The organism is Mesorhizobium metallidurans STM 2683 (assembly GCF_000350085.1).
Classification (GTDB): domain Bacteria; phylum Pseudomonadota; class Alphaproteobacteria; order Rhizobiales; family Rhizobiaceae; genus Mesorhizobium; species Mesorhizobium metallidurans.
Genome location: NZ_CAUM01000061.1, coordinates 1 through 14,033, shown reverse-complemented (window position 1 = coordinate 14,033; position 14,033 = coordinate 1). Strand labels below are relative to the sequence as shown.

The following is a 14,033-nucleotide window of genomic DNA, read 5'->3' as shown; positions in this document are numbered from 1 at the left end:
CTCAATTGGCATGGTCGTCCATGCCGCCCATTTCGCCCATGCCTTCGACGGCGAACTCGACGGTGACCGTGCCGGCCTTCTCGAAGGTCAGAGTGGCGGAAAACTTCTCGCCTTTCTTGGGCTGCCGCTTGAGGCCGATGAACATCAGATGATAACCGCCGGGCTTGAGCGCGACCTTGCCGCCGGCCGGGATTTCAAGGCCGCCGCTGACCGGCCGCATGGTCATGACGCCGTCCTTGACACCCATTTCGTGCAGTCCGGCCTTGTCCGACACATCGGAAGAAATAGACAGCAGCCGGTCCGCCGAGCTGCCATTGTTGATCATGGTGAAGTAGCCGCCCGCGACCTTGGCGCCGGCAGGCGTGGCCCGCGACCAGGGATGCTCGATTTCGAGATCGCCGACCTTGAATTCATGCGCGAAGGACGGCTGGGCGCCAACGAACAAAAGGGCGAGGGTGAAGACAATGATGCCGAGGCGCTGCTCGACTCTGCGAAGGAGGGAGTTTCTGAGGCCGGATGCGCGCGCATGCGCGGGGGCGCCGAAAAAGTAAGACATGATGGCTCCATTGACATGATATCGCGCCGGTGGCCGGTCGCGAATAATTTCAGTGTGGACGAGTGCGCCCGCGGAAGATTTCGCGAGCCGCGCTGGCTCAGACAACCGGTGGTGCGCGCGGGTTTGATGGAGAGCGGGGGCGGGCGAAGTCGAGATGCCAGAACGCCGGCAGCATGAAGGCGACGGCTTCGAAAAAGAGGCTGCGGGGCAAAGCGGCGCCATCGGTCTGCGCATGAACAGCTGAAGCCTTGCTGCAGCCAAGCATGCAGCAGGCCGGCACGTGTTGCTGGTGCGGATCGCCATCCGGAAGCTCCGCCGCGCCATCACGCGTACAGATGACATTGCCGAAGGCGTCGAGCCGCGAAGCATCCGGGATCAAGCCGAAGGCGAATGCGCCAAGCGTCGACTGGAGCACGAGCAGATAGGCCGCGACCAGCGCGGCCGGCATGCTCCATCGTCTCCGCCGGATGTTCAAAACCCTGCCTCTTCACGCAGCAACATCAGCTAACTAGCACGGGGCAGGCATGCGGAAAATCGTCAAATCAAGGCTGCGGCAACGCGGCGCGATCGGGGATGGAGGTCAAAAGCGTGTGGCGCGCCGACTTCAGATGCATGCGGCAGGCCGCGTCGACCTTGCCGAGGTTCCGCGACTTGAGCGCGGCTATGTAAGCCAGGTGTTCCCCGACCGCCACTTCGTTGCGCTCGCGCTCCTGCGCCTTGTTCCACTGATAGTGATAGTGGAAGATCATGGCGATCACATCATAGAAATCGACGATGAAGCGGTTGTGCGAGGCGCGGTGGATCAGCCGGTGGAAGCGCTCGTCGAGTTCCGAGAACTCATTGAAGCGCGCGGCGATCTCGCGCGCCAGCACGCGGTGCTCTTCCTCCAGGAGGTCGAGATCGGCCCATACCGGACTGTCCTCAGGCAGCGCGGCAAAGGCGGCAGCCGAGCGCAATTCGAACATCTCGCGGATTTCGGTCAGTTCCAGCGCGAAGGCGCGGGTGAAGCCCTTCAGCACCCAGTGGCTGTTGCGGCGTTTTTCGATCAGCCCGAAACGGGAAAAACGGATCAGGAACTCGCGCACGCTGGTGGTGCCGACGCCGATCTCGCGCGCCAGTTCGAGCTCGTTGATCTGCATGCCGGCTTCGGCGCCGCCCGCGAGCAGCCGCCGCATGAAGGAACGCTCGATGATCTGCGACAGCGTGTCGGTCTCTTCCTCGGGGAAAAAATCCTCCGGCCGCGGCGCGCGCAGCACCGTCTTGCTGCGCTTGTTCCAGGCGATCAGCCCCGTCTCTTCCATGCGCGCAAGGATGGTGCGGATGGTCGTGCGGCTGACGCCGAGCAACGCGCCCAGTTCCGGCTCCGACGGCAGGCTTTTCGTTTCGTCGAGCAGCCTCAGACCGCGATTGTAGGCGTCCTTGTAGACGTTGTTGCTCTTCGACATCCCCCTGCCCCGTTGCGCGCCGACGCTTGCAGCGGCTGGCTTGAAGCGCGATATGACAGATGCTCCTAGCGCATGCCCCTCGAAAAGCGGAATCGCTTTCCAAAGAGATGCGCGGCTCCGATGCTGGAGCGTCCTTGAAGACCCAGAACGCCCGGCCCATCCGTGAAAAAACGATTGACGCAAAAATGTTTTTTCACGATAAAAGACATTATATGTTAAGTGGCGCATGTCAATCCGCGCCCATCCCAGGACCATACCCAGGAAACCGCCCGTGAACGCCGCAAACAGCATTCTTCTGTCTCCCGCCGACAATGTCGCGGTCGCCAATGGCCGCATCGAGATCGGTGCGCCATTACCGGGCGGCGCCGTCGCCGCCGCGCTGATCGAGCCCGGCCACAAGGTGGCGATCAAGCCGATCGCGGCCGGAGAGGCGGTGGTGAAATACGCCCAGGCGATCGGCCGCGCCACTGAAGCCATCGCACCCGGCGAGCATGTTCATTCGCACAATCTGGTCTTTGAGTCCGGGCGTCTGCCGGTAGTGCCGCCGAGCGAGGCCGAGCATGCCACGGAGGCCGACCGTGCCCGCACCTTCATGGGCTACCGCCGCGTCGACGGCCGCGCCGGCACCCGCAACTTCATCGGCATCGTCGCCAGCGTCAATTGCTCGGCCACCGTCTGCCACTCCATCGCCGATCGGGCCAACCGCGAGTTGCTGCCGAAATATCCGGGCATCGACGGCTTCGTCCCGATCGTCCATGGCCAGGGCTGCGGCATGAGCGCCACCGGCGACGGCATGATGGTGCTGCACCGCACGCTGGCCGGTTATGCCCGGCATCCGAATTTCGGCGGCGTGCTGATGGTTGGGCTCGGCTGCGAGGTCAACCAGCTCACCCTTTACGGCCAGAAAGGCGTCGCTGCCGGCAAACGCCATTTCAACATTCAGGAGGCCGGCGGCTCGCGTAAATCGGTCGAGAAGGCGATGGGCGTGCTAGCCGAGATCTGCGAGGAAGTCGGCCAGTTGAAGCGTGAGCCGATCCCGGTCAGCGAGATCGTCGTCGGCCTGCAATGCGGCGGCTCCGACGGCATGTCGGGCATAACAGCCAATCCGGCGCTGGGCGCCGCCGTTGACATTCTGGCCGGCGTCGGCGGCATCGGCATTCTCTCGGAGACGACGGAAATCTATGGCGCCGAGCACCTGCTCGCCTATCGCGCCGCGACGCCCGAGATCGCCGCCAAGCTCAACGGCTATGTCAAGTGGTGGGAAGACCATGTCGCCAAGCACGGCGCCTCGATCGACAACAATCCCTCGCCCGGCAACAAGCGCGGCGGCCTGACCACCATTTTGGAGAAGTCGCTGGGCGCGGTGGCCAAGGGCGGCCAGACGCCGCTCAACGGCGTTTTCGGTTACGCGGAGAAGGTCAGCGGGCACGGGCTGGTGTTCATGGACACGCCCGGCTACGACCCGGTCTCGGCCACCGGCCAAGTGGCGGGCGGCGCCAATGTCATCGTCTTCACCACCGGCCGCGGCTCCTGCTTCGGCTGCCGGCCGACACCGTCGATCAAGGTCGCCACCAATTCGACCATGTACCACCAGATGGAGGAGGATATGGATGTCAATTGCGGCGTCATCGCCTCGGGCGAAAAGACCATCGCCGGCATGGGCCGCGAGATCTTCGAACTGATCGTCGAAACCGCTTCGGGCCGCAAGACCAAGAGCGAAGAGTTCGGCTACGGCGACAATGAATTCGTGCCCTGGCATCTCGGAGCAACCCTCTGATGCATGGCGCATGAATCCCATCCGCGCCACGCGCTCTAAAACAGAGCCGTTCTAGACACAGTGGACAGGCACCGAATGCCTGCGGCTTCATGAAAGAATGAACATTCCATATTGACATATAATTGGAATTAATATTCCATATCGGTCGGGAGGATCGAGAGCAGTCGAGCGTGACATGGCGGCGGGAAGTCTTTTTCCTCCCGGGTCATACGGAAACGTTACGAAACAACGCTTGCGTCGGCCGGACCTATGCAATATCAAAATGTGGTAAATGTTTTTTATTGATAAAGTTCTGTTTGGGCCACGCCTATCCGAATGGGGCTTGCGTAACGTTCACCGGGCGACTTAGGGAGGAATCCTAAATGAAATTCGTGACCAGCATTCTCAACCGCCGCGCCTTCGTGGCGCTTGCGGCCGCCTCGATGCTTCCCGGCGTGATGCATTCGGCGCCGGCTTCGGCGGCGGACGTGACCATTCCGATCATCGTCAAGGACACCACCTCTTTCTACTGGCAGATCGTTCTGGCCGGCGCCCGCAAGGCCGGCAAGGACCTCGGTGTCAACGTGCCGGAACTCGGCGCCCAGGCCGAGACCGACGTCAACGGCCAGATCTCGATCCTCGAAAACGCCGTCGCCGGCAACCCGGCTGCCGTCGTCATCGCACCGACCGAAGCCAAGGCCCTCGGCAAGCCGATCGACGAGGCCGCCACCAAGGTCAAGATCATCGGCATCGACTCCGGAGCCGACTCCAAGGCCTTCACCTCGTTCCTGACCACCGACAACATCCAGGGCGGCCGCGTCGCCGCTGACGGCTTGGCGGCCGCGATCGGTGAAGCCAATGGCGGCAAGGTCGAGGGCGATGTTGCCCTGATCACCGCGCTCCCGGGCGCCGGCTCGCTCGAACAGCGCGCCCAGGGCTTCAAGGAACAGCTTGCCGCCAAATATCCCGGCCTCAAGCTGGTCGCCGACAAATATGCCGACGGCCAAGCCACGACCGGCCTCAACATCGCGACCGACCTGATCACCGCCAACCCCAACCTCAAGGGCATCTTCGCTTCCAACCTGATCATGGCGCAGGGCGTCGGCCAGGCGATCGCCGAGAACAGCCTTGCCGGCAAGGTCGGGCTCGTTGGCTTCGACAGCGACGAGAAGCTGATCAAGTTCCTCAATGACGGTGTCATCTCGGCGCTCGTCGTGCAGGATCCGTACCGGATGGGCTACGACGGCATCAAGACGGCGCTCGCCGCCTCGAAGGACGAAAAGGTCGAAGCCAATGTCGACACCGGCGCCAATCTGGTGACCAAGGCCAACATGAAAGAGCCGAAGATCGACGCGCTGCTCAATCCGAAGCTCGACTGAGCATCGCCGCAGGCGCACTGTTTCCGGGGCTTTTGCCCCGGAAACGACCTACACTCGTGCCAATCGTGAGGCCAATCTGGGAGGATTGTCATGACGTCCACGGCGCAGGAACTGCACCCGGCCCCAACCCTGGAACCCGGCAGGACGATCCTCGAACTCAAGGGGCTGGAAAAGCGCTATCCCGGCACGCACGCGCTGAAGCCGGTGGACCTCGCCTTCAAGGCCGGTGAGATCCACGCCATCGTCGGCGAAAACGGCGCCGGCAAATCGACCTTGATCAAGCTTCTGACCGGCGTCATGCCGCGCACGTCCGGCGACGTCATGTGGGAGGGCCATCCGGCGGCACTGGCGACCCCGCACGAGGCGATGGCGCTCGGCATCAATGCCGTGCATCAGGAGGTCGTGCTATGCCGCCACCTCACCGTCGCGGCCAACATGTTCCTCGGCGAAGAGGATTCCCGCTTCGGCATCCTGCAGCAGCGGGCCATGGTCAGGCAGGCGCAGAAGATCATCGACGATCTCGGCTTCGACCTGCCGGCGCATGTCGTGCTCGGCGATCTCACCATCGGCCAGCAGCAGCTGATCGCCGCCGCCCGCGCCACCGTGCGCGGCACCAAATTCCTCATCTTCGACGAACCGACGGCCTATCTTACCCGCAAGGAGGCCGACCAGCTCTTCACGCTGATCCGCCGGCTGAAGGGCGAAGGCGTCACCATCATCTATATCAGCCATCGCATGGAGGAGGTGTTCGAGCTCGCCGACCGCGTCTCCGTGCTGCGCGACGGCACGCTGGTCGGCACCAGGACCATCAGTGAGACCAGCGAGCCCGAACTGGTCAGGATGATGATCAACCGCTCGATCGAGCAGATCTACCACAAGGAGCATTTCACTCCGGGTGCTGCGATCGTCGAAGCCCGGAACCTCTCGGGCAAAGGTTTCGAGAATGTCTCGATGACCGTCCGCGCCGGCGAGATCGTCGGGCTCTATGGCCTGATCGGCGCCGGGCGCAGCGAATTCGTCACCACGCTCTACGGCCGCCACCGCAAGTCGGCCGGCCAGATCCTCTGGCAGGGCAAGCCAGTCCAGGTCAATTCCGAGCACGATGCGATCCGGCTCGGCATGGCGCTGGCGCCGGAAAGCCGCCGCGACCAGGGCCTGTGCCTCAATCTGCCGGTCGGCCTCAACCTCAATTTGCCGATCTACAAGCGCATCTCGAACAATCTCCTGATCTCGAATGCACAGGAGAAGACCGAGGCCGATCGCCAGATCGCCGACCTCAGAATCAAGACGCCGACGCGCAACGCCCTGGCCTCCAGCCTGTCCGGCGGCAACCAGCAGAAGATCGTCATCGGCAAATGGCTGGCTCACGGCGCCAAGCTGTTCATCTTCGACGAGCCGACGGTCGGCGTCGACGTCGGCACCAAGGCCGAGATCTATCGCTTGTTCGGCGCGCTTCTGTCCAAGGGCGCCGGCATCATCCTGATCTCGTCCTATCTGCCGGAGGTCTATGAGCTGGCCGACACGCTGCATGTCTTCCGGCGCGGCAAGCTGGTGGCCACGCAGGGGTTCCGCACCGCCGATCACGAGGAAATTCTCACACAGGCGCTCGCCGAGAAACAAGAAAAGCTGGGAGGACAGACATGAGCACCGAGGCCATTCCCGCCGAAAAACCGAAGCGCAACTACAACGCCCTGTTCGGGCTGACACTGCTGGCGCTGCTGGTTCTTTTGTGGATCATCCTGTCGGTGGCAACGCCGAGCTTCGCCTCGGCCAACAACATCTCGAATCTCCTGCGGCAGGGCTCGATGATCGCGATCCTGGCGGTCGGCCAGACCTTCGTCATCATCACCGGCGGCATCGACCTCTCCGTCGGCGCCGTCGTCGGCTTCGCGACAGTCATCGTGGCGATGCTGATCAATGCCGGGGTACCGGTTTTCATCGCCATCCTGCTCACCTTGCTGGTCGGCGTCGCCATCGGCATGTTCCATGGCTTCGGCATCGTCAGGATGGGCCTGCCGCCCTTCATCATCACGCTGGCGACGCTGACATCGTTGCGCGGCATCGGCCTGTTGATGACCAACGGCAACTCGATTTCGATCAACAACGATGCCTTCCAGCTTTTTTCGCGCAGCTCCTTCCTCGGCGTCCCCAATCTGTTCTGGATGGTGATCCTGGTCGGTATCCCTGCCTACATCTTCCTGCATCACAGCCGCTGGGGCCGGTATCTGTTCTCGGTCGGCTCCAACGCCGAAGCCTCGCGTCTGTCCGGCGTCAATGTCCAGCGCACCATCTACATGGCCTATACGCTGTCCGGCCTGTGCGCGGCTTTCGTCGGCGTGCTGCTCGCATCGCGCATCGGCATCGGCAATCCAACGCAGGCGGAAGGCTGGGAATTGCAGGCGATCGCCTCGTCGGTGATCGGCGGCACCTCGCTGTTCGGCGCGGTCGGCTCTGTGCACGGACCGCTGCTCGGCGCCTTCATCCTCGCCACCATCAACAATGGCGCCAATCTTCTGAACGTCAACGCCTTCTGGCAACGCATCATCACCGGCGCGCTGATCATCGTCATCGTCTATTTCGACGGATTGCGCCGCCGCGGCAAGTAGACCACCCTTGCAAAAGCCGGTTCCCGCGACAGCGGGGCCGCGCTGCCATGACCGACTGGATCTTAGCATGAAAGCTGTCGTCTGCCGCTCGCCCGGCGACCTCGTTCTAGAAGACCGCGGCGCTCCCGGCGCACCTCCTTCCGGCTGGGCGCTGGTCGCGGTCAGCCATGTTGGCATTTGCGGCACCGACTATCACATCTTCGAAGGCAAGCACCCGTTCCTCGCCTATCCCCGTATCATGGGCCACGAAGTCTCCGGCACGGTGATCGAGGCCGGCGAAGGCGTCGATCTTGCCATTGGCGAAGCCGTCATCGTCAACCCCTATCTCGCTTGCGGCAAATGCATCGCCTGCCGGCAAGGCAAGCCGAATTGCTGCGTCAGGATCGAAGTGCTCGGCGTCCATCGCGACGGCGCCATGTGCGAGAAAATCCTGGTGCCGGCGCAAAATCTCTATCCGGCCAACGGCCTGTCGCTGGCGGACGCCGCCGCGGTCGAGTTCCTGGCCATCGGCGCGCACGCGGTGCGACGCTCGCGAGCCGATCCCGGTGCGCGCACGCTGGTCATCGGCGCCGGCCCGATCGGGCTCGGCACGGCGCTGTTTGCCCGCATCGCCGGACTCGACGTGAGCCTGCTCGACATGAGCCGCGAAAGACTGGACTTTGCCGCAAGCGAACTTGGCTTCGCGACCCTCGACGGTTCGCGGGCAGCGGCGGCCGATCTGGTGCGGGAGGCGACCGGCGGCGACGGTTTCGACGTGGTTTTCGACGCCACCGGCAACACCCGGTCCGTGCAATCGGCCTTCGCTCATGTCGCGCATGGCGGAACCCTGGTCCTGGTCAGCGTCGTCAAGGACGACATCGCCTTTTCCGATCCCGAATTCCATAAGCGCGAGATGACGCTTGTCGGCAGCCGCAACGCGCTGCGCGCCGATTTCGACCATGTCGCCGCCTCGATCCGCAACGGCGCGGTGCCGCTGGCAAAGCTCGTCACCCATCGCACGACGCTTGGCGAGACGCCGCGCGACCTCGCCCGCTGGGCGCATGAGAAATCCGGCCTGATCAAGGCCGTGATCGAAGTCGGGGCATAACACGGGAGGCGGTGAACCCGGCCCGAATTGACGACGCCCCGCGCAGGTCGACCCCCACTCCGTCTCGGCTTCGCCGAGCCACCTCTCCCCCGATCGACGGGGGTAGAGGAAGGCTGCGAGCCTATTGCAGCCAACGCTCTCAACCAGATTCCCTCCTTCTCCCGCCCCCAGCGGGCTCCCTTCCTCTCCCTCCAGAGGGGGGAGAGGTGGCTCGGCGAAGCCGAGACGGAGTGGGGGAAGGCGGTTCTCAAACGCCAAGCCGCTGACAAGTAAGCGCGACCGAGCTGGTAGATATCGGCGTGAGTCAGATAAATCACGGTCTCGTAAAGGCCGGCACTACCTACAGCGCCGACAGCTTCAGCTCCACCCGCTCCGCCGGAAACCGCGTCTCGGCGAACTGGATAGGCTGGCCGTCGGGCGTGACGTTGACCGCGACGGTGACCAGCACGATGGCGCCGGGCCGCAGGTCGAGATCGGCGAGATCGGCGGCATCGGCATGGCGCGCCGACAACACTGTCGATTGCCTGAGATAGTCGTTGACACCGAAGCGCTCGAGCGAGGCGGTGATCGATCCCGTTTCGGCCATGGCCGCATCGATGCCGGCAAAACGCCTGGCCTCAAACCAGCTCGTGGCACGTGACACGGACTGTCCGTCGGCTTCACCGCGCGCCTCCAGGCGTATCACATCCGACCCTCTGGCAAGCTTCAAGGCATCGGCGACGCGGCGGCTGGCCGGCTCGACCGTGGCTTCGAGCAGCACGCTGCGGCGCTCGGATGCCTGTCCCTGCAGCCCGGCCGAAAAGCGCGTGCGCCTGCCGATCGGATAGGAGAGCCGCTTGCGCGACAGCACGAATGTGCCGCGCCCCTGCTCGGCCCGAAGCACCCCTTCCTGCACCAAAGCGGCGATGGCGCTGCGCACCGTATGGCGGTTGACGCCATAGCGTTCGGCAAGTGCCATTTCCGGCGGCAGCGCCGCGTTCTCGGCGAAATCGCCGATCGCGATCGAATGCAGTATCTGGTCGGCGATCTGCCGCCACAGCGAGACGCCACTGCGCCGCTCGATGCTGTTGGCCATCGCCCTGTTGGCCATCGCTTGTCCGGTCATTTTCTGCCCCGATCCTTCGCCTTGTCACGCACTCGTCATGGACTCACGCTACCCAAGGGTATAAATTGTATAGTTGTCTATATCAATAGACAAATTTTACGCAACTGGAGTGCAAGCCATGCGAGGACAGGAAGCGAGCGAACAGGCGGAGCGCAAGGCCGTCATGGCGACGCTGGCGCAATCTTCCGGCGACGACATCGTGCGCCTCTGGGACGAGGCCGGATTGCCTTCGGAGGCGGAGTTGCTGCGCGGCCCCGAAACCGGCCTGGTTACCGTGCGTGGCCGCATCGGCGGCGGCGGCGCGCCGTTCAATGTCGGCGAGGCGACGGTGACGCGCGCCACGGTCCGGCTGGCGTCCGGACAGGTCGGTCATTGCTATTCGCTCGGCCGCGACCGGGAGAAGGCAAGACTGGCGGCGATCGCCGACGCGCTCTGGCAGGATCCGGCCCGCCGTGGCGAGATCAAGGCCAAGATCGTCGCGCCTTTGCAAGCAGCCCTGGCCGAGGCGCGTGACAAGCGCCGTGCCGAAACGGCGGCGACGAAGGTGGATTTCTTCACAATGGTGCGCGGAGAAGACTGATGGAGATCGCAACGCAATCGATCGAAGGCGGCTTCGCCGATCCGGTGTTCAACGCGCAGGCGGTGTTTCGCGCCGTCATGGACGCCATGGCCCAGCCGGGCAGCGTGCGGCCCCTTCCGGCCTTTGCCCGTCCGCCGGCGCCGCTCTCGGCGACATCAGGCGCTGTCGCCCTGGCGCTCTGCGACAACGACACGCCGCTCTGGCTCGATCCTGCCCTGCAGATCTCAGCGGCGGTGAAATCATGGCTCGGCTTCCACACCGGCGCACCGCTCGCCAACACGCCGGCCGATGCCCATTTCGCGCTGATTGCCGCGCCGGCCGAGATGATGGCGCTGGACGGCTTTTCGCAAGGCACCCAGGATTATCCCGACCGTTCCACCACGCTGATCCTGCAGGTGAACAATCTGACGTCGGGCACGCCTTTGCTGCTCGAAGGCCCCGGCATCGAAAAATCCGCGACGATCGCGCCGGCGCAGATGCCGCGCCATTTCGTCGAACAATGGAAGCAGAACAACCAGCGCTTTCCGCGCGGCGTCGACATCGTCCTGGCCGCCGCCGGCAGCATCGCCTGCCTGCCGCGCACGACGCGCATCAAGACGATGGAGGCCTGAAATGTACGTCGCGGTAAAAGGCGGCGAAGCCGCAATCGCCAATGCCCATCGCCTGCTCGCCGACCGCCGGCGCGGCGACCGCTCGGTGCCCGCGCTTCGCCTCGACCAGATCGTCGAGCAGCTGGCGCTCGGCGTCGACCGGGTGATGAGCGAAGGCTCGCTCTACGACAGGGAATTGGCCGCGCTCGCCATCGTCCAGGCGCGCGGCGACATGATCGAGGCGATCTTCCTGGTGCGCGCCTATCGCACCACGCTGCCGCGCTTCGGCTACACCAGGGCGATCGACACCGGCGCGATGCTGGTCGAGCGGCGGGTGTCGGCGACCTACAAGGACCTGCCAGGCGGCCAGCTTCTCGGCCCGACCTTCGACTACACCCACCGCCTGCTCGATCCCGAGCTTGCTACCGGCGGTGCTGTCGAGGAACCGCTGCAGCGCTCCGGCGAAGCGGAAGCCATGCCGCGCGTCTCCGCGATCCTCGCCCGCGAGGGCCTGATCGAACCCGATGGCGACATGCTTGGGGATTATGTCCCCGGCGACATCACCCGCGAACCGCTGGAATTCCCGATGGCGCGCGATATCCGCCTGCAGGCGCTGTCGCGCGGCGACGAGGGCTTTCTGCTCGCGCTCGGCTATTCCACCCAGCGCGGCTATGCCCGCAACCATCCCTTCGTCGGCGAGGTCCGCATCGGCGAGGTCGAGTTGGAACTCGACGTGCCGGAACTCCCCTTTGCCGTCCCGCTCGGCAGCATCCGTGTCACCGAGTGCCAGATGGTCAACCAGTTCAGGGGTTCGGCCAAGGCGCCGCCGCAATTCACTCGCGGCTACGGCCTCGTCTTCGGCCAGAGTGAACGCAAGGCGATGGCCATGGCGCTCTGCGACCGCGCTCTTCGTGCAACCGAACTCGGTGAGGACGTCGTCGCCGCAGCCCAGGACGAGGAGTTCGTCATCTCGCATTCCGACAATGTCCAGGCGACTGGCTTCGTCGAGCATCTGAAATTGCCGCACTATGTCGACTTCCAGGCCGAACTCGACCTCGTACGCCGCATGCGCGCCGAGTATGAGGCCCGCGAAAATACCGGCAAGGCCGAGGAGAACAGGGAGGCGGCGGAATGACCGCACAACCAACCGACATCGCCGCCTACAACTTCGCCTATCTCGACGAGCAGACCAAGCGCATGATCCGCCGCGCGATCCTCAAGGGCATCGCCATCCCCGGCTATCAGGTGCCGTTCGCCTCGCGCGAAATGCCGATGCCCTATGGCTGGGGCACCGGCGGCGTGCAGGTCACCGCTTCGATCATCGGTCCCGACGATGTGCTGAAGGTCATCGACCAGGGCGCCGACGACACCACCAATGCTGTCTCGATCCGCGCCTTCTTCAAGAAGGTCGCCAATGTCGCGGTCACCACCGAGACCGCGAAGGCCACCATCATCCAGACCCGGCACCGCATCCCCGAGCATCCGCTGAGCGTGGGCCAGGTGCTGGTCTACCAGGTGCCGATCCCCGAACCGCTGCGCTTCCTCGAACCGCGCGAGACCGAAACGCGCAAGATGCATGCGCTGGAGGAATATGGCCTCATGCATGTCAAGCTTTACGAGGACATCGCCAGACACGGCCGCATCGCCACCACCTACGCCTACCCGGTCAAGGTCGAGGGCCGCTATGTCATGGACCCTTCGCCGACACCGAAATTCGACAATCCAAAGATGCATCGTTCGCCGGCTTTGCAGCTATTTGGCGCCGGTCGCGAAAAGCGCATCTATGCATTGCCGCCGTTCACAGAAGTGGTCAGCCTCGATTTCGAGGATCATCCGTTCGAAGTGCAGACCTTCGACCAGCCCTGTGCCCTGTGCGCGGCCGAGAATGTCTATCTCGACGAGGTCATCCTCGACGACCATGGCGGCCACATGTTCGTCTGCTCCGACACCGACCATTGCGAGAAGCGCCGCGAAGAGGGCCATCGCGGCCATCTTGCGCCCGAAACCCCTCTTGCCCTGGAAAAAACGGAGCCGGCGCAATGACCGACGAACCGCTGCTGCGCGTCTCGGCGCTGTCCAAATTCTACGGCTCGCGCGTCGGCTGCGAGAACGTCACTTTCGACCTCTGGCCCGGCGAAGTGCTGGCTGTCGTCGGCGAATCCGGTTCCGGCAAGACGACGCTGCTCAACTGCCTCTCGACCAGGCTGCTGCCCAGTTCCGGCACCGCCAGCTACCGCATGCGCGATGGCCAGTTCCGCGAACTCTACCGCATGAGCGAGGCGGAACGCCGCTTCCTGATGCGCACCGACTGGGGCTTCGTCCATCAAAACCCGGCCGACGGGCTGCGCATGACGGTGTCGGCCGGCGCCAATGTCGGCGAGCGGCTGATGGCGGTCGGCGACCGCCACTACGGCAAGATCCGCGCCACCGCCGTCGACTGGCTGTCGCGCGTCGAGATCGACGAGGACCGCATCGACGACGAGCCGCGCGCCTTCTCCGGCGGCATGCGCCAGCGCCTGCAGATCGCCCGCAACCTCGTCACCGGGCCGCGCCTGGTGTTCATGGACGAGCCGACCGGCGGCCTCGACGTCTCGGTGCAGGCGCGCCTGCTCGATCTTTTACGCGGCCTGGTCACCGGCCTCGGCCTCGCGGCCATCGTCGTCACCCACGACCTTGCGGTGGCGCGTCTCCTGTCGCAGCGCATGATGGTGATGAAGGATGGCCGCGTCGTCGAAAGCGGCCTCACCGACCGCGTGCTCGACGATCCGCGCGCGCCTTACACGCAGCTTCTCGTTTCCTCGATTCTTCAGGTGTGACGATGGCGCCAAGTCACCCCCCTCTGGCCTGCCGGCCATCTCCCCCTCAAGGGGGGAGATTGGCTGTCACTCTCGGTTTCGCCTCTCTTCAACGTTGCAGAGCAGGCGCGGCG

14 protein-coding genes are annotated in these 14,033 nt (G+C 64.3%); 10 read left to right on the top strand and 4 right to left on the bottom strand.

Annotated elements, in window-relative coordinates; translation table 11 throughout:
- Window position 1: 1 nt before the first annotated feature.
- The 3 genes from MESS2_RS10795 to MESS2_RS10785 form a co-directional block, all read right to left on the bottom strand.
- Complete coding sequence (locus MESS2_RS10795; RefSeq protein WP_008874247.1) at window positions 2–556, bottom strand: copper chaperone PCu(A)C; 555 nt, start codon at window positions 554–556, stop codon at window positions 2–4.
- Between the two features lie 97 nt (window positions 557–653).
- The gene (locus MESS2_RS10790; RefSeq protein WP_008874245.1) at window positions 654–1,004 is read right to left on the bottom strand and encodes a hypothetical protein; all 351 of its coding nucleotides are present in this window, start codon (window positions 1,002–1,004) and stop codon (window positions 654–656) included.
- 94 nt (window positions 1,005–1,098) lie between these two features.
- Window positions 1,099–2,001, bottom strand: a complete 903-nt coding sequence (locus MESS2_RS10785; RefSeq protein ID WP_008874244.1) for a GntR family transcriptional regulator — start codon at window positions 1,999–2,001, stop codon at window positions 1,099–1,101.
- A gap of 271 nt (window positions 2,002–2,272) precedes the next feature.
- Between MESS2_RS10785 and MESS2_RS10780 the strand changes: the two genes are divergently transcribed.
- The 5 genes from MESS2_RS10780 (at window position 2,273) to MESS2_RS10760 (ending at window position 8,829) form a co-directional block, all read left to right on the top strand.
- The gene (locus MESS2_RS10780) at window positions 2,273–3,778 is read left to right on the top strand and encodes a UxaA family hydrolase (protein WP_008874243.1); all 1,506 of its coding nucleotides are present in this window, start codon (window positions 2,273–2,275) and stop codon (window positions 3,776–3,778) included.
- Between the two features lie 362 nt (window positions 3,779–4,140).
- Window positions 4,141–5,136, top strand: a complete 996-nt coding sequence (locus MESS2_RS10775; RefSeq protein ID WP_008874241.1) for an ABC transporter substrate-binding protein — start codon at window positions 4,141–4,143, stop codon at window positions 5,134–5,136.
- 90 nt (window positions 5,137–5,226) lie between these two features.
- Window positions 5,227–6,780, top strand: a complete 1,554-nt coding sequence (locus MESS2_RS10770) for a sugar ABC transporter ATP-binding protein (protein ID WP_008874240.1) — start codon at window positions 5,227–5,229, stop codon at window positions 6,778–6,780.
- On the top strand, window positions 6,777–7,742 hold the full coding sequence (locus MESS2_RS10765; protein WP_008874239.1) for an ABC transporter permease: 966 nt from the start codon (window positions 6,777–6,779) through the stop codon (window positions 7,740–7,742). The genes MESS2_RS10770 and MESS2_RS10765 overlap by 4 nt, the downstream gene beginning before the upstream one ends.
- 67 nt (window positions 7,743–7,809) lie before the next feature.
- The gene (locus tag MESS2_RS10760) at window positions 7,810–8,829 is read left to right on the top strand and encodes a zinc-binding alcohol dehydrogenase family protein (protein WP_008874238.1); all 1,020 of its coding nucleotides are present in this window, start codon (window positions 7,810–7,812) and stop codon (window positions 8,827–8,829) included.
- A gap of 340 nt (window positions 8,830–9,169) precedes the next feature.
- Here MESS2_RS10760 and phnF read toward each other — a convergent pair whose 3' ends face one another.
- The gene (gene phnF / locus MESS2_RS10755) at window positions 9,170–9,934 is read right to left on the bottom strand and encodes a phosphonate metabolism transcriptional regulator PhnF (protein ID WP_008874236.1); all 765 of its coding nucleotides are present in this window, start codon (window positions 9,932–9,934) and stop codon (window positions 9,170–9,172) included.
- 118 nt (window positions 9,935–10,052) lie between these two features.
- Here phnF and phnG point away from each other — a divergent pair, with 118 nt between their 5' ends.
- From phnG to phnK, 5 genes are read left to right on the top strand one after another with little or no spacing between them, the layout of a single operon-like run.
- Entirely contained in the window at window positions 10,053–10,514 is a 462-nt protein-coding gene (gene phnG, locus MESS2_RS10750) for a phosphonate C-P lyase system protein PhnG (protein WP_008874235.1), read from the top strand.
- A complete protein-coding gene (gene phnH / locus MESS2_RS10745) occupies window positions 10,514–11,125 on the top strand; it encodes a phosphonate C-P lyase system protein PhnH (RefSeq protein ID WP_008874234.1) in 612 nt (203 codons plus the stop codon). Before phnG ends, phnH begins: the two co-directional genes overlap by 1 nt.
- Window position 11,126: 1 nt before the next feature.
- On the top strand, window positions 11,127–12,239 hold the full coding sequence (locus MESS2_RS10740) for a carbon-phosphorus lyase complex subunit (RefSeq protein ID WP_008874233.1): 1,113 nt from the start codon (window positions 11,127–11,129) through the stop codon (window positions 12,237–12,239).
- Window positions 12,236–13,147: an alpha-D-ribose 1-methylphosphonate 5-phosphate C-P-lyase PhnJ gene (locus MESS2_RS10735; RefSeq protein ID WP_008874232.1), complete on the top strand. Its 912-nt coding sequence runs from the start codon at window positions 12,236–12,238 to the stop codon at window positions 13,145–13,147. Before MESS2_RS10740 ends, MESS2_RS10735 begins: the two co-directional genes overlap by 4 nt.
- Window positions 13,144–13,920: a phosphonate C-P lyase system protein PhnK gene (phnK, locus tag MESS2_RS10730; protein ID WP_008874231.1), complete on the top strand. Its 777-nt coding sequence runs from the start codon at window positions 13,144–13,146 to the stop codon at window positions 13,918–13,920. The genes MESS2_RS10735 and phnK overlap by 4 nt, the downstream gene beginning before the upstream one ends.
- Window positions 13,921–14,033: the final 113 nt, after the last annotated feature.

Excerpts from the sequence above, each read along its gene's own strand:
- MESS2_RS10775 (WP_008874241.1), top strand. The coding sequence starts at position 4,141 with ATGAAATTCGTGACCAGCATTCTCAACCGCCGCGCCTTCGTGGCGCTT.
- MESS2_RS10770 (WP_008874240.1), top strand. The coding sequence starts at position 5,227 with ATGACGTCCACGGCGCAGGAACTGCACCCGGCCCCAACCCTGGAACCC.
- MESS2_RS10765 (WP_008874239.1), top strand. The coding sequence starts at position 6,777 with ATGAGCACCGAGGCCATTCCCGCCGAAAAACCGAAGCGCAACTACAAC.
- phnH (WP_008874234.1), top strand. The coding sequence starts at position 10,514 with ATGGAGATCGCAACGCAATCGATCGAAGGCGGCTTCGCCGATCCGGTG.
- phnK (WP_008874231.1), top strand. The coding sequence starts at position 13,144 with ATGACCGACGAACCGCTGCTGCGCGTCTCGGCGCTGTCCAAATTCTAC.
- phnF (WP_008874236.1), bottom strand. The coding sequence starts at position 9,934 with ATGACCGGACAAGCGATGGCCAACAGGGCGATGGCCAACAGCATCGAG.
- MESS2_RS10760 (WP_008874238.1), top strand. The coding sequence starts at position 7,810 with ATGAAAGCTGTCGTCTGCCGCTCGCCCGGCGACCTCGTTCTAGAAGAC.
- phnG (WP_008874235.1), top strand. The coding sequence starts at position 10,053 with ATGCGAGGACAGGAAGCGAGCGAACAGGCGGAGCGCAAGGCCGTCATG.
- MESS2_RS10795 (WP_008874247.1), bottom strand. The coding sequence starts at position 556 with ATGTCTTACTTTTTCGGCGCCCCCGCGCATGCGCGCGCATCCGGCCTC.
- MESS2_RS10740 (WP_008874233.1), top strand. The coding sequence starts at position 11,127 with ATGTACGTCGCGGTAAAAGGCGGCGAAGCCGCAATCGCCAATGCCCAT.
- MESS2_RS10785 (WP_008874244.1), bottom strand. The coding sequence starts at position 2,001 with ATGTCGAAGAGCAACAACGTCTACAAGGACGCCTACAATCGCGGTCTG.
- MESS2_RS10790 (WP_008874245.1), bottom strand. The coding sequence starts at position 1,004 with ATGCCGGCCGCGCTGGTCGCGGCCTATCTGCTCGTGCTCCAGTCGACG.
- MESS2_RS10735 (WP_008874232.1), top strand. The coding sequence starts at position 12,236 with ATGACCGCACAACCAACCGACATCGCCGCCTACAACTTCGCCTATCTC.